This window comes from Acinetobacter nosocomialis (genome assembly GCF_041021905.1).
GTDB lineage: Bacteria > Pseudomonadota > Gammaproteobacteria > Pseudomonadales > Moraxellaceae > Acinetobacter > Acinetobacter nosocomialis.
The window spans coordinates 1,248,519-1,269,984 of record NZ_CP157432.1 but is presented as its reverse complement, the minus strand read 5'-3'; the positions used below and the strand labels follow the sequence as shown (position 1 = coordinate 1,269,984).

Below are 21,466 nucleotides of genomic sequence, written 5' to 3'. Positions count from 1 at the left end.
AATCCTGTTATCGAGCGAAAGCCTAGCATTGCAAAATGCTAGGCTTTTTTAATGTTGAAGTTACAACTTTTTAACAATTTTTGATCTTTATTAATCAGTTACTTTATGTTTATATTTTAGACATCCATAATTTTGGATGCCATGAATTAGAAGGAAAAACACAATGAATAAATTACTTGTTGCTTTAGGTCTTGCTGCGACTGTTGCCCTTGTTGGTTGTAATAAAGAGAAAGCTCCAGAAACTGGTGCGACTACAGGTGAACATTTAGAAAATGCTGCTAAACAAGCAACAGCAGATATTAAATCTGCTGGTGACAAAGCTGCGAGCGATATTGCAACTGCTACAGACAACGCTACAGCTAAGATTGATGCTGCTGCTGACCATGCTGCCGATACTACTGCAAATGCTGCTGCACAAACTGAAGCGACTGCGCGTAAAGCAACTGCTGATACAGCTCAAGCTGTTGAACATGCAGCTGCTGATGTAAAAGAAAAAGCTCAACACTAAGTTATATTCAATATTAAAAAAGCCCCTATTGATTAGGGGCTTTTTTAATGCATCTAAAAGCTTATGAAATTAAACCTTCATCACGCATCGCGATTTGTACAGATTGACGTTCTGCAACTTTATTACGTAGTGCAATAATATTTTTATATGGCGTTAGATCATGCTCAATTGAATTTGACCAATTTGTTAACACAAATAAGTATGCATCTGCTGGACCAAAATTATCATTTACTAAATAGTCATAATCTGACTCAGCCAAATAATTATCGATATATTTTAAAAGACGGTCGATTTCAGCATAAGCTTTGGTTTTTTCATCGTTTGTTAATGGCGCCCCAAAAAATACTGCGTATGCATCATGCAGTTCAGAATTTAAATAGCCCAACCATTCCAACACTTTCGCACGGCCTAAGCCTGAAGGAGGAATCAAATCTTGTTTAGGATCATGCTGAGCAAGAAACGGTAAAATCGCCACGTTTTCCGTCAAAATCAAACCTGGGTTAATTTCTAAAGCTGGTACATAGCCCTTTGGATTAATTTCGTAATAATCTGCACCTTTTTCTGTTTTATGTGTTTTTAAATTTACTCGTTCTAAATCAAAATCAACATTAATTTCATTTAAAATAATATGTGCAGCTAAAGAACATGCGCCTGGCGAATAATATAATTTCATATCTGATCCTTCTTATCTTACATTAACGTTTTAAATTGCTTCTAAAAAACCTGCAAGGTTTGTACAATTCCTTAATTGTAAAAAAGCGTAAATTTATAAATTACTTACACTATCTAATATTCTTGAAAAAGTTTGTCCTTGCAAGTTGTCTTGCGTGACGATTGTTTAAAATATGATAAAACACATTCCCATCACGCATTTTTTACCGTTAATTACGTTTAAAAAGTTGGCTAATCCATTCCACTAATTGGTTTAGAAAATCCAAAATAGGATTTTTGTTGCCATTATCAGGATGACTTGAATCTTTACTATTTAAATCTAGATCGACAATGACAGGATCATGGTCCGAAGAACGATAAGCATCTTCACCATAAAACAGAGCCTTTTGCTCATCAGTTTTATATTCTTCGTTGTAATCTAGAACAGTTGGTTCATCTGCATTGATATGCCAAGCAAAAGTACGCACTACTTTTGGATATAAATCTGCATCGGCAATTGCATGGTCTAAGTTACCCGCTCCCCCATTACCATTTGCATCACTTGCCACACCAAACACATAGCTATATGCCTGAGCGCCTTGTCCAACCTTAGCATCATTGAGGAGAACCTTATAGTTAGCTTTTTCAAAAGCTAAAATTGGTGCTTCTTTTGCATAGCTATTCATGTCTCCAACGAGTAAAGCATTTTGCTTAGGAACTTGAGTTGGATTTTTCGCTAGCCACTGCACAATTTGGTCAACTGCTTTCACACGGGTTGGATTCCAACATCCTTGACCATCATTTTGATCGGCATCAGTAGAGTTAGCATCTACTCCTGTACAACCTTTTGACTTCAAATGGTTTGGAATAACGGTAAACGTTTTATTACCACGAACAGCCTGGAAAGTTTGTGCTAAGGTTGTTCGGTTTTTATCACCCAAATCAAGCACAACAGGTTTGTTTAAAGGCTTAACACGCTTGCTGTTATAAATAATGGCAACAGCAATAACATCACCACCTAAACGATCCAAATTTTCAGGAATAACATATTTCCAATCAGGACCTAACGCACTGGTTAAATGAGCAATTGCGCTGTTTGGACCATAACCATTGTTAGCAATTTCCATCAAACCGTATACGTCAGCATCAATCGCTTTTAATGCACTCACAATTTTACGGTGCTGTTTATCAAACTCTGCTTGTGTGTTTGCACCACGCTCTGTTGGGAAACCTGTTGCACCATTGTCATAGTTCAAAACGTTAAATGAAGCTACACGAATATGATTGGCATTTTTTGTAATGACACTCTGGCGTGGATTTGTTTGAGTAACAACTTCTGGTTGCGTACGTCCAAGCACTGGCTGTACTCGCCAACCATTAAAACGATACTCTAAAATCCCTTCAACATTTTTAAGCTGATAGCCAGAACGCAATGTATTGGCAGCACTAAAATTTGTTGGTAACCATGGCGTACGGTTTTGATTGTTATAACCATCATCAAAGATAATTTTCGATAATAAATTTTTCTGAGCTAAAGCTTTCGCTTCTGGCGACAAGGCAGGATATAAGTTGGTTGGAATATATAAACGGCCTAAACTTAACGATAACTCACCATAACGACCGTAATTATAGTTTTCACTTACCGTTAAAGTCTGAGGTAATTTAACCAACATCCCTTGATAGCGCTGTGGAGAATTGGTTGAACCGCCTGTTAAGCTGGTAAATGGTAACTCTAGACTAATTGGCTGAACCTGATTTGCCATATTAGTATTACAGGTCTGAATATCTTGTTGTAATTGGTCGATCTGTAGTTGATTTTGATAGCTTGTTAAACGACCACGTAAGATGACCTCATCACCAACTTGGCCACCTTTTACCGTGCTGCTATTTGGTATATAAACAAAAATGGCATTGCTTACATTTGCACGTGCTTTAGTGTCAGGTGTTTGAACATAAAAGCCTGAAAAACCATTAGCATAACGATAGTCAGCAGTAATTACGCCACGTACTGTATAGGTTTGATTTTGTGTTGAAGATGCTAAATCGGCAATTGGTGTATCTGAGCTTGAACAACTGACCGTTTGCACTGGCGGCTGAGTCGTAGAACCCGATAGATTTGAAAAATCATTTCGGTTTGCCCATGCTGTCCACGAGTGGTCCAAATCAAATGCTGCGGTTGGGTCAATACTTAAAGCTGGATTTTCAGTTTCAATACGCTTAAAACTATTTCCTAAACTTGAAACGGCTGTTCCCCAACCTGCCTCTGGTCGTTCACCAATACGCCCAAAACGATCGACAGGTGTGCCTTTATAAACCAGCACAACTGCATCATCACCATTAAAAGATAATGCAGCAACCTGATTTACTTTACTACCAAGCTCAGTTTGCAACTCTGAGCGACCTACTAAAAACTTCTGTTTACTTGGAAGCGTACCTTGTAAACGGAAAGTCGCTGTCTTTGCAGTGCCACCATTATTAAACTGTTGAATCTCATAATCGGCTAAGTTAACTGTAGAACCATCCGGGTTATAAATCTCTAAACCCTTTTTATTACTACTACCATCAACATACTGACTAAACATGAGCTGCGCCTGAGCAACAGAGCTATATGAAAATGCACCAAATGCACTTAAAAAAACCGAAAGTGTTCTTAACTGGAAAGTTTTCATGAGTAAAATTGTTCATGTGAGTTTTAATTAGTCTCTTAGATTAAATATTGATCATGACATCTACATGAAGAAAAACACCGAAATATTTGACTTGACCACCTGAAGACTTAAAATACCGCATTTGAATTTCAATATTGCCAAGGTTATGTCGATCGATCAGTTAGAAACGCAAATTGCAGACTTAGACAATTTGCCTGAACACCGTGAAATTGTGACGTTTATGCGTCGTTCAGCACCACTTAATACGTCTCAACGCACGGCATTAGAACAACATCGCGATTTAATTTTGGAATATCCTGTTGGTGACTTACGTCAACACTTTGAACATCCAGAGCGCCCTTTAACTGTTGAAATCGGTTTTGGGATGGGCCGCTCTTTAGTTCTTATGGCTAAAGCAAATCCTGAACGTAACTATGTAGGCATTGAAGTACACGTACCTGGTATTGCCCAATGTTTATATGAAGCAGGTATAGCAGAACTTAAAAACTTACGTGTACTCGATGCAGACGCGATTCAAGTTTTACGTGAAATGCCAGATAACAGTATCAACTGCGTACAACTTTACTTCCCAGACCCTTGGCAAAAGAAACGTCATTTCAAACGCCGTTTTGTTATTCATGAGCGTATGCAACTGGTCGAACAGAAGCTTGAGCTTGGGGGTACCTTCCATGCAGCAACAGACTGGGAACCGTATGCAGAATGGATGCTTGATGTACTAGACAACCGTCCAAACCTTGAAAACTTGGCGGGTAAAGGCAATAGCTACCCTCGTCCAGACTGGCGCCCAGTGACTAAGTTTGAACGCCGTGGTATTGAGTCGGGTCATAAGATTAATGACTTTATCTTTAAAAAGATTAAGTAAATAATAAAAAAGGCTTAGTAATAAACTAGGCCTTTTCTTTTTAATATCAAAAATAAACATATATCTTATCTATTCTATTTCCACTTATTAATTAATGATTGCCAATCTAAACGAATCTAGCTATTTATAGAGACTGGTACTTGCCATACTAAAAAATACTAAGGAAAACCCATGTTAAAAATTTTAGGGCGTGATAACTCCATTAATGTTCGCAAAGTCTTATGGCTGTGTGAAGAATTAAATCTTGAATATGAAAGAGAAGACTGGGGTCGAGGCTTTCGTTCTGCACAATCACCAGAATATTTGCAATTAAACCCAAATGGTCAAATTCCTGTTGTTTTAGATGGCGATTTAGTCCTTTGGCAATCCAACAGTATTATCCGTTATCTCGCCAATGCTTACGATAAAGAGCATAAACTTTACCCTACTCAAGCAAAAGAAAGGTTCTTTGTTGACCAGTGGATTGATTGGCAAGCGATCGAGCTAAATAACAGCTGGACCTATACGATTATGTCTCTACTTAGACATTCTCCAGATCATCAAGATCCAAACTTATTACAACAAGGTATTGATAACTGGAATCATCATATGCAGATTCTTGATCAACAACTTGCAAAAACTCAAGCCTATGTTGCAGGTACTGAGTTTACTCTAGCTGATATTCCAATTGGTCTGTCTGTACAACGTTGGAAGGCTACTCCTTTTGACCATCCAACGCTTAAACATGTCGATCAATATTTTGAACGTTTAAATCAACATGCGGGTTTCTTAAAATGGGGAAATAACGGCGAACCTTAATTTTAAATAAGCTTTAAACTGAGTGATGGCGCTTCACGATGCCATCACTTAAAAGTTGATAGACCTGTTGTAAATCATCCCGTTCTGCTTGGGCTAATAACCCCTGATGCATTGCCAAGATATTCTGGTCTCCCCTTACCGCAGGCCCAGTTTGCATTTTTTTCGGATCATTTTCAGTGGCTTTTTTTGCTGTTTCCACAATTAATGGATAAAGCAAGCTAAAGTCTACTTGTTCTGCATCTACAATCTGTTTAGCCATATCAAAACAGTAGTTACTAAAATTACAGGCAAACACAGCCGCTAAATGTAAAGTTAAACGTTGTTTTGAGGTGTATTGATATACTCGATTACTTAGGCTATTTGCTAAATCAGAAAGTATGACTAAATCGTTTTTATTAGTCGCCTCTACAAATAATGGTGTGGCTTGCCAATCGACGTCTCTTTCAAAACTAAAAGTCTGCAAAGGATAAAATACCCCAGCTTTTTTATGAATATTACTAATAACTTCAATATTGGTACTACCCGAAGTATGAACCATAAGCGTTTCTGGAAATAACACGTGTACTTGCATTGCAAGTTCACTAATAGCACTGTCTGAAACAGCTAAAATAATTAAGTCACTCGCTTGAAACTCTTGAAGAGACTGACATGCTTTTGCTTGAATTTGTTCTGCAAATTTCTGGGTTTTCTCAAAATCACGTGCATAGACTTGTGTGATGTTATGCCTCTTAGCCAAAAGTGCCTTTGCCAAATGAAAAGCAACACGGCCACTTCCTAACAAACTGATTTTCATACCAACCCAACAATATTGATGTTTATAAAAAAAGCTTCTCAAAATGAGAAGCTTTTTTCAAATCAGAATTCAATAAAATCAAACTTTTTTGTGAATCTATTGATTATTGAGCTACTGAAAACTCAATACGACGGTTTTTAAAGCGTCCTTCTTCAGTTGTGTTTTCTGCAACAGGGTTTTCTGAACCATGGCCTTCGGCAACAAGTTTAGATGCATCTACACCTTTAGAAACTAAGTAATCTACAACGGCTTGAGCACGGCGTTGAGAAAGTGCTTTATTGGCAGCAGCATTACCTGTTGAGTCTGTATGACCACCTACATTTAATTTCACACTAGTCACTTTATTCAACAGTGTTGCAGCTTGGTCAAGAATGGCTTTGTTATCTGCAGGAATTTCACTTGAACCACTCGCGAAGTTAATAATTTGTAGGTTAAGCGCTTTAACCAAAGCATTTACATCTACATTGTTCGGGTCAATTGAGCCTAAAGCAGTTTGTGAAGCAGTTAAGCTATTACTTACAGATTGCTCAGCTGTTTGTGGTGCAGCTGAAACAACTTCAGTATGAGGAACGAGTGCTTTTACTTTTGCAGTTAAAGCTTCTAAAGCTGCGGCATCACCTGCTTTCAAAGTGATTTTGTCACCAACCCATTCTAAAGACGCGTTTGGAACTCCTTTTAAGGCACCGAGCACACCTGCTAACGCATCTTTATCGGTAAATGCAGCAGCATAAGTTTGACTGGTATCAACATTACAGTCTTTAGTCCCTGAAAGAACTTTTTTAACTTGCGTTTGTAAAGTTGCCAAGAAGCCCTGATCACCAATGCCTGCCTGACATTGACTTACTGCCCCTTTATCGTCCGTACTTAAAGTTAAAGTAGCCGGTGCAGCTGCTGCGGCCGCTACACCACTTGCAGGAGTAGTCTCGGGTACAGGTGTAGCTTCTTTATGCTGGCAAGAGCGCCATAACCAAGCAATTAATAAACCAAGAATAATAAGCGCAATAATCGGTAAAAAACCACGAGATTTACCAGTCGTTTCCGTTGCCGCTGCAAGCGGAGGTGCAGTTGATGTTGTTACTGATGATAAACCCGCACCAATACCCAATGGAGCTAATAAGCCGACTGCCCACCCTGGTAAATATGAACGAATAGTTTCCGCATGTTGACGTAAATAGTTCACAATGCTTTGTTGATCGCTTCCAGCGACTTCAGAAATCGTATTAAGACTGGGTTTGATCGCACTATTGAGTGTACTTTCAATCTCGGCAGATGGTGCAGTGCCACTTAGGTGTGTTAGTACCGTATTTTTAATTTGGTCATTATGAGAAAAAAGATCGGATAATGATGGAGCTAAACTGTTTTTTAACTGTCCAATAAGATCAGGTTTAGCAGCTAATAATGAAAGTAGAATTGGATAAAACTTAGAGAGCGCGTTAGTTTTTTCGCCTAGGAATCCATCCTGATTATTCAATATTGTTGATGATACTTTTTCTTTAAGCAGTTCTATAGGGTTTATCGACATTGTTTATTCTCCCGAATCTTATACGTCGTAACCAGCAATTTTTTGATTATTCAAATACTTCTCTTTGCTGATAGTTTTTTATTCTAATGCGCTCGAAATCTTTTGTTGTCTTTTAAATAATTTATATACAATTTTCCATCTAGTATTTACAAAACAGGCAGATCATTATGATCTGCCTGTTTATATTTTGAATAAGCTTTTAACTGTTAGAAACTATACAGCAAAAGTCTGTATCACTTTACCAGTAAGGTTTTGACCCAGTAATGGCGTGTTTTTTCCTTGAGACAAGATAGTGTCTTTAGTTAATGTCCAGTTTAGTTCAGGATCGACTAACACCCACCCAGCTTCAGCTTGCCAACGCGCAGTCATGTTTGCTACCTGTGCAGGAGCACTTGTTACTTTAGTAACCCACTCAAGTGGCTCAAATAAGCCTTCATTAATGAGTTGGATACCTAGAGCTACATAAGTATCAAATGCAGTAATACCAGGTTGGGTTTCAGCAAATGGAGCCATTTTCGCTGAACTGCTTAATGGTTCGTGATGCGTACAAATTGCATCAATTACACCTTGTTTTAAACCTTGGCGTAAAAGCTCTTTATCTTGCTCAGAACGTAATGGTGGACGAACATGTGCAAGTGAGTTAAAGCCATCCGTTAATTGTTCAGTTAAATGTAACTGGTGCATTGCGACGTCGGCAGTAACAGGTAAACCTTTCGCTTTTGCTGCACGAATTAATTCAACCGATGCACCGCAAGACAACAAGCCAAAGTGAGCTTTGACACCTGTCGCTTCAATCATAAGTAGATATTTTGCAATCGCTACAGTTTCAGCAATTGCAGGAATCATTGGCAAACCTTGACGCGATGCGATAAAGCCTTCATGAGCACAGCCATCTTTAGCAAGTTGCGGCTCTTCAGCATAGAACACTACTGTTAGACCGAGACCCGCAGCATACTCAAGCGTGCGCACAACAACATCATCATTTTCAAAAGCAGCATTTGCATTTGAAACAGCAGTACACCCACCCTTTTTAAGACCTGCCATATTTGCTGGTTGTTTACCATTTAGGCCTTGAGTCTGAGCACCAATAATATGCAGATGAATACCGCCGTCATGCCAAGCCTTTTCAATCAAACCATGAATGAGGGCACCATTGTCTTGCACAATTGGCTTTGAGTCTGGTGGGGTAATCACGTGCAAAATACCATTGGCACGTGCAGCCTTTCCTTCAGACTTAAGCGTACCATGCTGCTGTTGACCCGGTTCACGTAAACGTGCACACAAATCAACCATGGTCGGCATTAACCATTTGCCTTGCCCATCAATGGTTTGTTCAACTTGTTCGACTGGAGCAACGAGCTTACCGTCTTGAATATATACAGTTTGTACGCTGTCTGTTTTTTGGATTGGGTCTAACACACGTACATTTTCAATTTTTACAATACTCATGTGATCCATTCCTTACAACGCAATCGCTTCAATTAAACCTTGTTCTTGAAGTTGCCCTTGCATAGACAACGCCAGTACAGCCATACGAACTGCAATACCGTTAGTAACCTGTTTTAAAATCACAGACTGGTCACCATCGGCAATACTCGAATCAATTTCTACACCGCGGTTCATTGGTCCCGGATGCATAACAATACAATCCGGTTTAGCTAAACTTAGGCGCTCTTTGTTTAAGCCATACATTCTATAAAATTCAGATTGCGAAGATAACGCTGGTGAATCAATACGCTCATTTTGAATACGTAGCGCAATAATCACATCACAACCAGTGACGCCTTCATCCATGTTATTGAACAAACGAACATGGTCACCGTATTCTGAAAAGCCAACTGGTAATAATGTATTTGGTGCAATTACACGAATGTCTTTACATCCAAGAGTTTGAAGTGCAGCCACATCTGAACGTGCCACACGAGAATGTTTAATGTCACCAATAATCGCAACACTCAAATCTTCAAATGGTTTTTTCGTCTCACGGCGAATTGTGAGCATATCGAGCATCGCTTGCGTTGGATGGGCATGACGTCCATCTCCGGCATTAATAATTGCGACTTTTGGACATACATCTTTAGCAATGAAATGTGCAGCACCCGAAGATGAATGGCGAACTACAAAAATATCGGCAGCCATTGCTTCGAGGTTCCAAAGTGTATCTCGTAAAGTCTCACCTTTTGACGTGCTTGAACGTGCTATATCAATGTTTAATACATTGGCAGACAAACGTTTTGCTGCTGCTTCAAAAGTAGTACGGGTACGTGTGGAGTTTTCAAAGAAGAGATTCATCACCGTCCGTCCTTCTAAAAGCGGGCGGTTAATTAAATTATTATTATCGTCTAAAAAGCTTTGAGCGTTATCTAAAATCTTAGTGAGGTTTTCTTTTGAAAGGCCCTCAATCGTTAAAAAATGTTTTAAATTTCCGTCTTGATTGAGCTGAACCTGGCTCGGTTGATGCAATGCTGCAATATGCATAATGGATTCCTATGGGTCGAATCGCGAAAACGTGCATAGTGTAGCTGAATTCCATCTTTTTCGCAGAAGAACTTTACAGAATAAGACCCTAAATTGACCAGAAAATTTAGGGCCATGCCGATATTACCTTAAAGCACCAATATAATGGTGCGGAACTTGTGCCCGATAAATGTCTTCAGCCGTGATTTCTTTTTCTTCGTTTAACTGAACATTTTCCGCGATTTGTTTTTGAGGAAGCTCTGGTATGGAGTCAGTCAATGAGTTTAATCGTTCAACATAACGTTTTAATTCATCATCATCTGTTTCCAAAGCCAGCGCTATTACATACTTTGCGTAATCTTTATTTTGGACCACATACAATGCATCTATGACCCGCCCTGTGATCCTACGCATACGCACATATATTTGTGTGGACACTGAAAAAGCTTCCGCATTGGCTACAAAACCATTCCCCATCATATCTTTCATTTATATTCCCCTATGCTTTCAAATCATAAAATTGGTTAAAAACCATTTAATAAATAAGCTTTACTCATAGATGTTTAGCAAAATACATACCAGTTTATAGGATTTAAGCTTTAAAAATCAGTTTATTGGTTGCCAAGTGATAGGTTGCAATAATTTAAAAACCTTTACACATCAAAATAAGTTAAACTTTGCATCGTTAATATTTATATGTTTTGGTCAATCGAGTTTATGAATACCTCTTTACGTTTAAACCACTATTGGATTACTTGTGCTGATGGTTTAGAAAGCCTCTTACAAGAAGAAATAGAACAGCTTGGCACCAAAGTGACAGAACGTAAAGCTGGACGTTTAATCATTGAAGGAACACTTGAACATGCTTATCGCATTTGCATGTGGTCACGTCTTGCCTCTCGTGTTTTACTTCCAATCCATACGTATGAACTTGAACATACACATGATGCACGTGATGTAGCGGAAGAGCTTTACGAAGGTGCAATGAGCTTTGACTGGTCACTTATTTTTGCACCACAAAGTACCTTTGCTATTCGCTTACATGCAGAACGTGAAATTAAAGTTAATACCCAATTTGCAACGCTTAGAGCAAAAGACGGTGTAGTCGATTCCTTTATGGAAGCTGTCGGCCGTCGTCCAAGTATTGATACTAAACAACCAGAAATTACGTTATATGTACTTGCTGGCAAGACTGAACATACTTATTGCCTAGATTTATCTGGTGACTCATTACATAAACGTGGCTACCGTCGTTATATGACGGATGCACCGATTAAAGAAAACCTTGCTGCAGCAATTTTACAAAAAGCTAAGCTCAAAGAACGTAATCCAGAGCTTGTCTTCGACCCAATGTGTGGTTCAGGTACTTTTATCATTGAAGCATTAATGATTTTAACTGACCGCGCACCTGGTCTTGTTCGCCGTTTTGGCTTTAATGGTTGGCATGGTCATGACCGTGAACTTTGGCTTTCACTCAAAGCTGAAGCAGCAGAACGTCATGAAAAAGCGCTTGAGCAACCACTACCTAAGTTCTATGCGTTTGATGCTGACTGGGAAGCTGTAAAAGCAACTCGTGAAAACATTATTGCAGCAGGCTTTGAAAAGCTATTAAGCCAAATTCAAATTGAAGAACGTACTTTAGCTGACTGGCCAGATTTTGCTGCTGAAAAGAAAACAGCTTTTATTGTGACTAACCCTCCATATGGCGAACGTTTAGGTGATAAAGCATCAAACCGTTCTCTTTACTTAGGGTTATCGGCACTTTTACAAAAACATTTCCCAAATCAATATGCAGCCATTATTGCAGCTCAAATTGAACAAGCAGATGTTTTAGCTTTTGAAGCACCTGAAACTTTACGTTTAATGAATGGTAAGTTACCAATTTACATTCGTTTTGGTGCAATCAAACCAGAAAAAGTAACACAGCCATTTTTAGCAACTTGGCAAGCTCAACCTGTTGAAATGGAAGAAGCTCAAGACTTTGCGAACCGTTTGCAAAAAAATATGACTGCCTTGAAAAAATGGGCCACTAAAGAAAATATTTACTGCTTACGATTATACGATGCCGACTTACCTGACTTTAATGTCGCTGTCGATTTATATGGTGACCGTTTACATGTTCAGGAATATGCACCACCAAAAACAATCGATCCTGAAAAAGCAAAAAAACGTTTTAATTTAGCACTTGCTGTAATTCGTGCTGTTACCGGTTTAAACCGCGACGCTATTTTTATTAAAACGCGTGCTCGCCAAACAGGTACTAACCAATATACGAAACAAAGCACAGCTTCAAAACGTTTTATCGTTCAAGAAGGTAAAGCTAAGATTTTAGTAAACCTGACTGACTATCTTGATACAGGTTTATTTCTTGACCATCGTCAAATGCGTTTACGTATTGCTCAAGAAGCTCGTGGTAAACACTTCCTTAACTTATATAGTTATACCTCTACAGCCAGCTTACATGCGGCTTTAGGCGGTGCTGCAAGTACTACAAGTGTCGACTTATCGAACACGTACTTGAGCTGGTCTAAAGAAAACTTCGTTTTAAATGGTTTAACTGTAGATCATGCAGATGAACAACACATGTTCTTTGCAAGTGACTGTTTTGAATGGCTAAAAGAAGGTCACGAACAATACGATCTTATCTTTATTGACCCACCTACTTTCTCTAACTCTAAAAAGTTCTACGGTACTTTCGACGTACAACGCGACCATGTGTCTCTTATTAAACGTGCTATGAACCGTTTAACAAGTGAAGGTACGCTTTACTTCTCAAATAACTACCGCGGCTTTGAAATGGATGAAGAAATTGAAGCGCTATACGACGTTGAAGAAATTACGTCTGAAACAATTGGACCCGATTTTAAACGTAATCAAAAAATCCACCGTGCATGGAAAATTCAGCATTTAGGATTGAACTGATATAAATTTGGCGAGAAGTTATCATTACTTTACGGTAATGATAACTTCGCCATGTACATTTTTCGGTTCAAACTCATAACGTGTAAAACGGTCCGCTCGGTCTGGTAGCGCCACCATTTCTAATTTTTTCTTTTCTTTAATATCTATCACCTGATTTTGTTTTTGTTCTTGATAAGGTGATAACACACTCGATCTTAATGAGTTCCAGCGAACTTCTTGTAAATAATTATCTCCTAATTCTTTGCGAGCTTGGTGCTGCTCTATTTCAGGTTTTTGTGCATCATCTTGAGCCTTAGCAATAATGACGGGTAAAGATGTGGTTACCGCACCTGTTTGAGTGGCTAGCGCACTTTCTGTCATTGGTTGTGCTGCCCAGGCATTTGATAATAATACAAACACACCGCTCAAAACTCCCAGCATATACCCTTGCTTATTATTCATTACCTACTTCCTAAAATTGTTATTGTTCGTTATATGAAATCAAACTAGCAACTTTTTAACCTTGTCGCAATGTTATAAAGAAACTTCCCGATAATTAGCATTGATCATTTTAAAATCTGAAATTCTTCACAGGCCTTTCGTGAATATTCAAGTAGTTTTATAGATTGTTATCTCAGACTTGCACCATAACTCCAGATCACTTACTGTGATTTTATAATGTATTTGCATTTAGATTTATTCATAAATAAACACCATACGAGGTGGAATAATGCTTCAGCAATGCTGTCAATTATTAGAAGATCTTCAACTTAAAGTTGCATTTATTGAAAGTGCCAGTTCAGGTTACTTAACCAGTCAGTTTTCGATTCATAAAAATAGTGGCGCTGATATTTTACTGGGCGGATTAGTGAGTTATGACCCCAGTATTAAAATCAGTGTTTTAAAAGTTGAACCAAAGTTAATCGAAACCTACACAGCAGAATCACCACAAGTAACTGAAGAAATGTGCAGGCTTGGTCAAACTCTATTTCAACAAGCCGATATTATTGTAAGTTGTACAGGTTTACTCAAACATGGCGGAAGTGAAACCACGGAAAAACCTGTAGGTACTTTTTTTATTTGTATTTCTTATCTAGGACGTATTTATCATTACCATTATTTTTTATCAGGACATGCCGAACAAAAACTTAAAACTCTCACGCAAAAAGTGGCAGACTCAATTATTGCGCTTATATCTTCCAATCAGCATAAAAGTTAAATATAAAAAAAGAGAATATGTTTCCATATTCTCTTTTCGGTTTTAGCAGAACAAACTTAGCTGAGTTTCATTTTATCAAAGACCAAGTGACCATGCTCACCTTTAACTAAAATGGTATCACCTGCAACAAACTCACCTGACAAGATTTTTTGAGCCAAAGTGTTTTCAACCTGTTGTTGAATTGCACGTTTTAATGGACGTGCTCCGTATACAGGATCGAAACCAGCATCAATCAATAAGTCAAATGCACTGTCATCTACAGTTAAGCTCATATCACGATCAACAAGACGTGAACGTAAACGATCTAACTGAATATCCGCAATACCACGAATCTGCGCTTTCTTGAGTGAATGGAAAATTACAAGCTCATCAATCCGGTTAATAAATTCCGGACGGAAATGCTGACTTACCGCATTCATCACGACTGTACGCACTTCATCATCAGTGGCACCTTCGCCAAGCTCACGTACATCTTGTGAACCCAAGTTTGATGTCATCACAATAACCGTGTTTTTAAAGTCCACTACTCGACCTTGTGAGTCGGTTAAGCGCCCGTCATCCAACACTTGGAGCAAGATATTGAAAACATCTGGATGCGCTTTTTCAACCTCATCAAACAACACCACGCTATATGGTTTACGGCGAACAGCTTCGGTTAAAACACCGCCCTCTTCGTAACCCACATAGCCCGGAGGCGCACCAACTAAACGGCTGACAGAATGTTTCTCCATGAATTCACTCATATCGATACGAATCATGGCATCATCACTATCAAACAAGAAGTTAGCTAAAGCTTTAGTTAACTCAGTTTTACCAACACCCGTTGGTCCTAAGAACAAGAATGATCCGCTAGGACGATTCGGGTCAGACAAACCGGCACGCGAACGACGTACTGCATTCGATACCGCAACAACTGCTTCATCTTGTCCTACAACACGGTCATGCAAGAACTCTTCCATATGAAGGAGTTTTTCACGCTCGCCTTGCATCATTTTAGCAACCGGAATACCCGTTGCAGCACTAACGACTTCGGCAATTTCATTTTCAGTTACTTTAGTACGAATGAGTTTTGGCTCTTCGTTTTCTTCAGCAACTTCATCTTGCTCAAGCTGTTTTTGAAGCTCTGGAATAACGCCATATTGTAAACGTGCTGCTTCGGCTAAATCACCTTCACGCTGAGCTTTCTCAAAAGCAATACGTGCTTTATCAAGTTCAACCTGAGCTTGTTTAGTGCCTTCTACCAAAGTTTTTTCAGATTTCCACACTTCTTCGAGATCGTTATATTCTTTCTGAACTTCAGCGATCTGTTTTTCAAGATGAGTAACTTCGGCCTTACTGCCTGCATCTTCATCTTTTTTCACCGCTTCCAACTGCATTTTCAACTGGATTAAACGGCGATCAAGTTTATCAAGTGCTTCAGGTTTAGAGTCAATCTCCATTTTGATACGAGAAGCTGCCTCATCAATCAGGTCAATCGCCTTGTCTGGTAATTGACGGTCTGTAATATAACGATGAGACATTTTCGCTGCTGCAATAATCGCTGAGTCTAAAATTTGTACACCATGGTGAGTAGCATACTTTTCTTTTAGACCACGTAAAATCGCAATGGTATCTTCAACGCTTGGTTCATCCACCAGAACTTTCTGGAAACGACGTTCTAAAGCGGCATCTTTTTCAATGTATTGACGATATTCATCTAAGGTTGTTGCACCCACACAGCGCAACTCACCACGAGCCAACGCAGGTTTTAACATATTCCCTGCATCCATCGCGCCGTCACCTTTACCAGCACCAACGAGTGTATGTAACTCGTCAATGAATAAGATGATTTCGCCTTCGTGTTTCGCCAAATCTTTTAAAACAGCTTTTAAACGTTCTTCAAACTCACCACGATACTTAGCACCTGCAAGTAATGAGCCTAAATCTAGTGATAAAACACGTTTATTCTTTAAGCCTTCTGGCACTTCACCATTGACAATACGCTGTGCTAAGCCTTCAACAATAGCGGTTTTACCAACACCCGGCTCACCGATGAGTACAGGGTTGTTTTTTGTACGACGTGACAAGACCTGAATAGTGCGTCGAATTTCATCATCACGTCCAATGACCGGATCAAGTTTCCCCGATAAAGCCCGCTCAGTTAAATCAATTGTATATTTATTAAGTGAGTCACGTTGGTCTTCGTGATTATTACTCATGACTTTGTCACTACCTCGAATATGTTCAATTACTTTGCGTAAGCTGTCGGGAGTTACACCTACGGCACTTAAAATATTTTTTGTTTCGCCAGTTTCTGCTAAGCCCAATAAAACCCAGTCAGTCGACAAAAATTCATCGCCAGCTTTTTGCGCATATCGATCTGCCAAATTAAGTGCTTTAACTGCTTCAGGGTTTAAATTGACATCACCCGTCGGGTTAGCAATAGTCGGAGCATCTTTTAAAGCCTGCTCTAGCTTTTGTTTAAGTTCAGGTAACCGTGCACCTGCTTGTTGCAACAAACTAATATTAGACGGCTCTTCCAATAAAGTACTCAAAATATGAATACCTGCTATAGCCGTATGGTCTTTACCCATTGCTAAGGATTGAGCATCTGAGAGGGCTTGCTGCAAGCGGTTCGTAAATTTTTCAAATCGCATTCTTGTTATTCCTCACAACAAATTCGTACTTGTGTAATAGATGGGAACACTTTTTCGGATTTCAAATAATTTTTTATATATTTTTCATGATCTTATAAAAAATACTATGAGTAAAACTCGATTATAATATGGGTTTGTTTTGTATATATTTCAAGTACACTTCAGCTACATTTTATTAAATCGCTTAAATATTTATATTTGGTTTCGTCTGTTCCACTCTTTTCACAAAGTCTTCATTGAGAATTCCAAAAATAGGAATTAATTTATTAGGCTAATTCCATCCTGTTTTTGAAATTAAAATGCGTTTAAAACATATTATATTAACAACTTGTCTTTTTAGCTCGACTCTAGCAATAGCAGAGTTACCCCAAGACTCAAGAAGACCCGGTGGAATTGCAGTCGTTTCATTATCGACCGATATTACTCAAGTCACTTTTCAACACAAACCCGTTTTAATCAGTCAAGAAGGCCATCAACGTTATGCTGTAGTAGGTATTCCATTATCTACACCACTCGGCAGCATTCAGCTTGATACCAATAAAGCGCCTATTCAAATAGAAGTTAAGTCTTATCCTTATGCTGAGCAAAGGATTAAAGTTACCAATCAAGACTATGTGAACCCCAACCAAAGTCAATTAGACCGCTATGCTCAAGAAGCGAAAGAACAAAATGAGGTTTATAGTTCTTTCACAACAAGTTCATGGCAAAGCTTGCCTAAATTTATACGTCCAACTTCGGGAAAATTTACCAACTCTTTTGGAAGAAAACGTTTCTTCAATGGTGAAGAACGTGCACCTCATTCAGGTCTGGATATTCCAGCACCAATAGGTCAAAAAGTAGTTGCTCCAGCAGATGGTGTAGTCGTTCAAACAGGACACTATTTCTTTAATGGACAAACTGTATTAATTGATCACGGCCAAGGTTTAATTAGCATGTTTTGCCATTTAAGCGAGATAAAAGTAGAAAAGGGCCAGCGTATCCATCAAGGTGAAGTACTCGGCTTAGTCGGTAAAACAGGCCGTGTAACAGGGCCACATTTACATTGGGGAATGAGCCTTAACAATGCTCGGGTAGACCCTCAACTTTTTCTAAACCCAGCTCATTAATTTAAAGCTTTACGAAAGTACTTTGGCGCCTCGACATAACCTTCTCTTAGGTAAAATTGATGCGCTAAAGGCCTTTGCAATCCTGAGTGCAGTTCCATCCGGTCACAACCACGTTCCCTTGCCAACCGTTCTGCTTCTTGTACAAGCAAATGCCCCACTCCTTTACTACGCATATTCTCGTCAACACACAAATAACATATTTTGGCAAAGTCCCCTTTTAAGGCAATTTGCGGAATAAAATAAAGTGATAAAACTCCATATACATTTAAATCGTCAGCTGCGACCAATGTAATTGCGTTAGAATCTTTACTTAATCTTTGGAATTGTTCCTCAATCAATCTTAATGGCTGTGAATATCCCATTTGTTTCAGTAAGTGACATATAAATTCGGTATCTTTTGATTGAGCTAAACGGATATTCACCCAACATTCTCCTTTTATTTTTTGAATTGTTCTTATCATAAAAAAAGCCAACATGACTGTTAGCTTTTCTTTTCAGCTATTCATATAAAATTATGCAGCTTCAATAATCTCAAAATCGTGGGTAATTTCTACGCCACCATCAGAAAGCATTTTACTTGCTGAACAATATTTTTCAGCTGATAGCTCTACTGCTTTTGCAACCTGTTTTTCTTTTACGGCTTTACCTGTCACTACAAAGTGTAAATGGATCTTGGTGAAAACAGCTGGAATTGCATCTGCTCGCTCAGCTTTAAGCTGACATACGACATTCGTCACATCTTGACGAGATTTTTTTAAAATAGTCACAATATCAAACGAAGCACACCCACCAAGTCCCATTAATATCAATTCCATAGGACGTGGTCCACGGTTTTCGCCACCATACTCAGGTGAGCCATCCATCACTACACTATGACCACTCTCTGATTTCGCTTCAAAAGCAACATTCTCTAGCCAATGTACACTTGTTTGCATTGCAACTACCCAAAAAAAATTATAAATTTAAGCAGGGTCTGTTGACATTTCATCTATGGATTGCGTAATAGCTAAAAATTAATCCAAATAAAAACGCAAAACACAGACAAGGGCAATCCTTTGTCCCGTTTTGTAAAAAAGTTTGTTAAATTTCAGCCAAAATCTGAGGTGCGATTTAAGCATCTTAGGTGCAGCGCAAGACCAGATTTTTTTGTGCGTTTCGTTGTTAAGCTCTATTTATTTAGAATGACTAAATTCCATAGTTCTTGCTTCGTAACGTCTAGAAAAATCGTCTTATGTCGCAACCATCTGTGAAATGTCAACAGGCCCTTGTTTTGTACACTAACATAAAATGAGTTGATAAGGAATTTCATCTCTTCTGTGTAATAGCTCATCTCGAGCTTGTGTGAATTGTTTACCCTATTCGGAACATATCAAGCATGACTTCAAATTTTTCACAACTCAGCACAGATGCTTTATCTCCGGGGCAACTACCTGAATCCGTTAAAGCATTGTTAAAGCGTGCTCACATCAACAGATATCCAAAACGAACCACAATTGTTGATGCCGGAACAGAGTCAAAATCTTTATATTTAATTTTAAAAGGCTCAGTTTCAATTATTTTACGTGAAGATGATGAGCGTGAAATTGTTGTGGCATATTTGAATCCTGGTGACTTCTTTGGGGAAATGGGGCTTTTCGAACCGAACCCTCAACGTACAGCTGAAGTTCGTACCCGTGATGTCTGTGAAATTGCAGAAATTTCATATGACAACTTCCATGAACTGAGCAAACAGTATCCAGATCTCAGCTATGCCGTTTTCGCGCAACTTGTTCGTCGTTTAAAAAATACAACTCGTAAAATGACTGACCTTGCCTTCATTGATGTGTCTGGTCGTATTGCGCGTTGCTTAATCGACTTATCTTCACAACCAGAGGCAATGATCTTGCCGAATGGTCGTCAAATTCGTATTACCCGTCAAGAAATTGGACGTATTGTCGGTTGTTCACGAGAAATGGTTGGCCGTGTATTAAAGACCTTAGAAGATCAAGGTATGATCCAGACAGATGGTAAGGCTATTCTTATTTTTGATGCATCATTAGAAGAAACTCCTGTCACTGACGAAGACTATGATGACGAAGAATAATTATTCGTAATGATTTAATAAAGAGCAAACTTCGGTTTGCTTTTTTTATATGCAACAATGAGTTAATACATAAAGCTTACAAACTATTCTATTTTTATGATTTAAGTTGAATACATATTTTCCGTTAGGCTAACTTAAAATTTCTCAAGGATTTCGCAGTATGCAATTCAAACCACTTGGTCACACTGGCATTAACCTTCCAGAAATTTGCTTAGGTACTATGACATTTGGTGAGCAAAACACTCAACAAGAAGCTTTCGAACAACTCAATTACGCTTTAGAGCACGGTTTATATTTTTGGGATACGGCAGAGATGTATTCCGTACCCCCTAAACCAGAAACATATGGTGCGACTGAAACCATTTTAGGCAATTGGTTTGCACAACATGGTCAACGTGACAAAGTATTCCTTGCTTCAAAAATTGCAGGTCCTGGCTTTGGTGGAACTCATATTCGAGAAGGTCATACCAAGTTTAATAGTGAACATATTTCACAAGCGATTGATGGTTCTCTTAAACGCCTCCAAACAGACTATATTGATCTCTACCAATTACACTGGCCAGAACGTCATACCAACTTTTTTGGCACGCTCGCTTATGGTAATCAGCAGGCCCACAATAATTACAACACTACGCCTTTAGAAGAGACATTACTTGCTCTTCAAAAAGAGATTAATCGAGGACGTATTCGTTATATCGGCTTATCTAATGAAACGCCTTGGGGCACTATGAAGTTTTTACAGCTTGCTGAAAATTTAGGTGTAAGTAAATTTGTGAGTGTGCAAAACCCCTATAGCCTGCTTAATCGTACTTATGAAATCGGTATGTCTGAGATTGCTAAATATGAAGGTGTAGGATTACTTGCATACTCTCCTCTTGCTTTTGGTTACTTAACTGGTAAGTTTAGAAATGGGGCACGTCCTGCGAATGCTCGCGTTACTCTATTTCCACGCTTTAGTCGCTATAGCAATCCACAAAGTGAATGGGCAACGGAACAATATGCACAGCTCGCTGAAAAGCATGGTTTAAGCCTGACTCAATTGGCTCTAGCCTTTATTAAACAGCAATTCTTTGTGACGAGTACAATTATTGGTGCGACTAGCTTAGATCAGCTCAAAGAGAATATTCAGGCTTTTGAAATTGAGCTTTCACCAGAAATTTTACAAGGCATAGAAGCTATTCATGTACAACAGCCTAATCCTGCCCCTTAAAAACAAAAAAACGGATGCTTAAGCATCCGTTTTTATACTTATATTAAAGTT

General features: G+C 38.7%; 19 protein-coding genes. 8 read left to right on the top strand and 11 right to left on the bottom strand.

All coding sequences use genetic code 11. From position 1 onward, the window contains the following. Positions 1 to 163: 163 nt before the first annotated feature. Positions 164 to 508: a hypothetical protein gene (locus ABLC00_RS05945; RefSeq protein ID WP_002156827.1), complete on the top strand. Its 345-nt coding sequence runs from the start codon at positions 164 to 166 to the stop codon at positions 506 to 508. 61 nt (positions 509 to 569) lie between these two features. Here ABLC00_RS05945 and ABLC00_RS05940 read toward each other — a convergent pair whose 3' ends face one another. Together ABLC00_RS05940 and ABLC00_RS05935 are read right to left on the bottom strand one after the other, a co-directional pair. Beyond that, complete coding sequence (locus ABLC00_RS05940; protein WP_016805635.1) at positions 570 to 1,181, bottom strand: glutathione binding-like protein; 612 nt, start codon at positions 1,179 to 1,181, stop codon at positions 570 to 572. 208 nt (positions 1,182 to 1,389) lie between these two features. Then, positions 1,390 to 3,828 carry an ExeM/NucH family extracellular endonuclease gene (locus tag ABLC00_RS05935; protein WP_033846186.1) on the bottom strand — a complete coding sequence of 813 codons (2,439 nt, stop codon included), beginning with the start codon at positions 3,826 to 3,828 and terminating at the stop codon, positions 1,390 to 1,392. A 145-nt stretch (positions 3,829 to 3,973) separates the two neighbouring features. Here ABLC00_RS05935 and trmB point away from each other — a divergent pair, with 145 nt between their 5' ends. Together trmB and ABLC00_RS05925 are read left to right on the top strand one after the other, a co-directional pair. Then, positions 3,974 to 4,690 (top strand): tRNA (guanosine(46)-N7)-methyltransferase TrmB, encoded by a 717-nt coding sequence (trmB, locus tag ABLC00_RS05930; RefSeq protein ID WP_002156820.1) that lies wholly within the window; start codon positions 3,974 to 3,976, stop codon positions 4,688 to 4,690. 171 nt (positions 4,691 to 4,861) lie between these two features. Further along, on the top strand, positions 4,862 to 5,488 hold the full coding sequence (locus tag ABLC00_RS05925; protein ID WP_033846187.1) for a glutathione S-transferase family protein: 627 nt from the start codon (positions 4,862 to 4,864) through the stop codon (positions 5,486 to 5,488). A 13-nt stretch (positions 5,489 to 5,501) separates the two neighbouring features. On the opposite strand, the gene ABLC00_RS05920 is transcribed toward ABLC00_RS05925, so the two are convergent. From ABLC00_RS05920 to ABLC00_RS05900, 5 genes are all read right to left on the bottom strand, one after another. Then, positions 5,502 to 6,281, bottom strand: coding sequence for a Rossmann-like and DUF2520 domain-containing protein (locus ABLC00_RS05920; RefSeq protein WP_033846188.1), 780 nt, complete (start codon positions 6,279 to 6,281; stop codon positions 5,502 to 5,504). Positions 6,282 to 6,384: 103 nt separating this feature from the next. Beyond that, entirely contained in the window at positions 6,385 to 7,803 is a 1,419-nt protein-coding gene (locus ABLC00_RS05915) for an OmpA family protein (protein ID WP_033846189.1), read from the bottom strand. A gap of 213 nt (positions 7,804 to 8,016) precedes the next feature. Beyond that, positions 8,017 to 9,252: a dihydroorotase gene (locus ABLC00_RS05910; protein ID WP_044423585.1), complete on the bottom strand. Its 1,236-nt coding sequence runs from the start codon at positions 9,250 to 9,252 to the stop codon at positions 8,017 to 8,019. 12 nt (positions 9,253 to 9,264) lie between these two features. Then, positions 9,265 to 10,281: an aspartate carbamoyltransferase catalytic subunit gene (locus ABLC00_RS05905; RefSeq protein WP_033846190.1), complete on the bottom strand. Its 1,017-nt coding sequence runs from the start codon at positions 10,279 to 10,281 to the stop codon at positions 9,265 to 9,267. Positions 10,282 to 10,404: 123 nt separating this feature from the next. Beyond that, the gene (locus ABLC00_RS05900; RefSeq protein ID WP_004709834.1) at positions 10,405 to 10,749 is read right to left on the bottom strand and encodes a hypothetical protein; all 345 of its coding nucleotides are present in this window, start codon (positions 10,747 to 10,749) and stop codon (positions 10,405 to 10,407) included. A gap of 228 nt (positions 10,750 to 10,977) precedes the next feature. Here ABLC00_RS05900 and rlmKL point away from each other — a divergent pair, with 228 nt between their 5' ends. Continuing rightward, positions 10,978 to 13,182: a bifunctional 23S rRNA (guanine(2069)-N(7))-methyltransferase RlmK/23S rRNA (guanine(2445)-N(2))-methyltransferase RlmL gene (rlmKL, locus tag ABLC00_RS05895; protein ID WP_006582054.1), complete on the top strand. Its 2,205-nt coding sequence runs from the start codon at positions 10,978 to 10,980 to the stop codon at positions 13,180 to 13,182. Positions 13,183 to 13,206: 24 nt separating this feature from the next. On the opposite strand, the gene ABLC00_RS05890 is transcribed toward rlmKL, so the two are convergent. Further along, positions 13,207 to 13,623: a hypothetical protein gene (locus ABLC00_RS05890; RefSeq protein ID WP_004888026.1), complete on the bottom strand. Its 417-nt coding sequence runs from the start codon at positions 13,621 to 13,623 to the stop codon at positions 13,207 to 13,209. 268 nt (positions 13,624 to 13,891) lie between these two features. Here ABLC00_RS05890 and ABLC00_RS05885 point away from each other — a divergent pair, with 268 nt between their 5' ends. Then, positions 13,892 to 14,380, top strand: a complete 489-nt coding sequence (locus ABLC00_RS05885) for a CinA family protein (protein ID WP_004888028.1) — start codon at positions 13,892 to 13,894, stop codon at positions 14,378 to 14,380. 56 nt (positions 14,381 to 14,436) lie between these two features. Here ABLC00_RS05885 and clpB read toward each other — a convergent pair whose 3' ends face one another. Beyond that, complete coding sequence (gene clpB / locus ABLC00_RS05880) at positions 14,437 to 17,016, bottom strand: ATP-dependent chaperone ClpB (RefSeq protein ID WP_002156879.1); 2,580 nt, start codon at positions 17,014 to 17,016, stop codon at positions 14,437 to 14,439. A 299-nt stretch (positions 17,017 to 17,315) separates the two neighbouring features. On the opposite strand from clpB, the gene ABLC00_RS05875 reads away from it, so the two are divergent. Further along, positions 17,316 to 18,122, top strand: coding sequence for a peptidoglycan DD-metalloendopeptidase family protein (locus tag ABLC00_RS05875; RefSeq protein WP_033846191.1), 807 nt, complete (start codon positions 17,316 to 17,318; stop codon positions 18,120 to 18,122). Here the strand turns inward: ABLC00_RS05875 and ABLC00_RS05870 are convergent. Continuing rightward, a complete protein-coding gene (locus tag ABLC00_RS05870; protein ID WP_016804468.1) occupies positions 18,119 to 18,544 on the bottom strand; it encodes a GNAT family N-acetyltransferase in 426 nt (141 codons plus the stop codon). The two genes, ABLC00_RS05875 and ABLC00_RS05870, sit on opposite strands and share 4 nt — an antisense overlap. 90 nt (positions 18,545 to 18,634) lie before the next feature. Beyond that, a complete protein-coding gene (locus ABLC00_RS05865; protein ID WP_001195082.1) occupies positions 18,635 to 19,057 on the bottom strand; it encodes an OsmC family protein in 423 nt (140 codons plus the stop codon). 440 nt (positions 19,058 to 19,497) lie between these two features. Between ABLC00_RS05865 and crp the strand changes: the two genes are divergently transcribed. Further along, on the top strand, positions 19,498 to 20,205 hold the full coding sequence (gene crp / locus ABLC00_RS05860; RefSeq protein WP_002156798.1) for a cAMP-activated global transcriptional regulator CRP: 708 nt from the start codon (positions 19,498 to 19,500) through the stop codon (positions 20,203 to 20,205). Between the two features lie 160 nt (positions 20,206 to 20,365). Continuing rightward, positions 20,366 to 21,415 carry an NADP(H)-dependent aldo-keto reductase gene (locus ABLC00_RS05855; protein WP_004888034.1) on the top strand — a complete coding sequence of 350 codons (1,050 nt, stop codon included), beginning with the start codon at positions 20,366 to 20,368 and terminating at the stop codon, positions 21,413 to 21,415. Positions 21,416 to 21,466 lie beyond the last annotated feature (51 nt).

Bases quoted from the DNA above. Each gene is read 5' to 3' on its own strand.
- trmB (WP_002156820.1), top strand. From the start codon at position 3,974: ATGTCGATCGATCAGTTAGAAACGCAAATTGCAGACTTAGACAATTTG.
- ABLC00_RS05935 (WP_033846186.1), bottom strand. From the start codon at position 3,828: ATGAAAACTTTCCAGTTAAGAACACTTTCGGTTTTTTTAAGTGCATTT.
- ABLC00_RS05885 (WP_004888028.1), top strand. From the start codon at position 13,892: ATGCTTCAGCAATGCTGTCAATTATTAGAAGATCTTCAACTTAAAGTT.
- ABLC00_RS05900 (WP_004709834.1), bottom strand. From the start codon at position 10,749: ATGAAAGATATGATGGGGAATGGTTTTGTAGCCAATGCGGAAGCTTTT.
- ABLC00_RS05945 (WP_002156827.1), top strand. From the start codon at position 164: ATGAATAAATTACTTGTTGCTTTAGGTCTTGCTGCGACTGTTGCCCTT.
- ABLC00_RS05905 (WP_033846190.1), bottom strand. From the start codon at position 10,281: ATGCATATTGCAGCATTGCATCAACCGAGCCAGGTTCAGCTCAATCAA.
- ABLC00_RS05910 (WP_044423585.1), bottom strand. From the start codon at position 9,252: ATGAGTATTGTAAAAATTGAAAATGTACGTGTGTTAGACCCAATCCAA.
- ABLC00_RS05920 (WP_033846188.1), bottom strand. From the start codon at position 6,281: ATGAAAATCAGTTTGTTAGGAAGTGGCCGTGTTGCTTTTCATTTGGCA.
- ABLC00_RS05925 (WP_033846187.1), top strand. From the start codon at position 4,862: ATGTTAAAAATTTTAGGGCGTGATAACTCCATTAATGTTCGCAAAGTC.
- rlmKL (WP_006582054.1), top strand. From the start codon at position 10,978: ATGAATACCTCTTTACGTTTAAACCACTATTGGATTACTTGTGCTGAT.
- crp (WP_002156798.1), top strand. From the start codon at position 19,498: ATGACTTCAAATTTTTCACAACTCAGCACAGATGCTTTATCTCCGGGG.
- clpB (WP_002156879.1), bottom strand. From the start codon at position 17,016: ATGCGATTTGAAAAATTTACGAACCGCTTGCAGCAAGCCCTCTCAGAT.
- ABLC00_RS05875 (WP_033846191.1), top strand. From the start codon at position 17,316: ATGCGTTTAAAACATATTATATTAACAACTTGTCTTTTTAGCTCGACT.
- ABLC00_RS05940 (WP_016805635.1), bottom strand. From the start codon at position 1,181: ATGAAATTATATTATTCGCCAGGCGCATGTTCTTTAGCTGCACATATT.
- ABLC00_RS05915 (WP_033846189.1), bottom strand. From the start codon at position 7,803: ATGTCGATAAACCCTATAGAACTGCTTAAAGAAAAAGTATCATCAACA.
- ABLC00_RS05855 (WP_004888034.1), top strand. From the start codon at position 20,366: ATGCAATTCAAACCACTTGGTCACACTGGCATTAACCTTCCAGAAATT.
- ABLC00_RS05890 (WP_004888026.1), bottom strand. From the start codon at position 13,623: ATGAATAATAAGCAAGGGTATATGCTGGGAGTTTTGAGCGGTGTGTTT.
- ABLC00_RS05865 (WP_001195082.1), bottom strand. From the start codon at position 19,057: ATGCAAACAAGTGTACATTGGCTAGAGAATGTTGCTTTTGAAGCGAAA.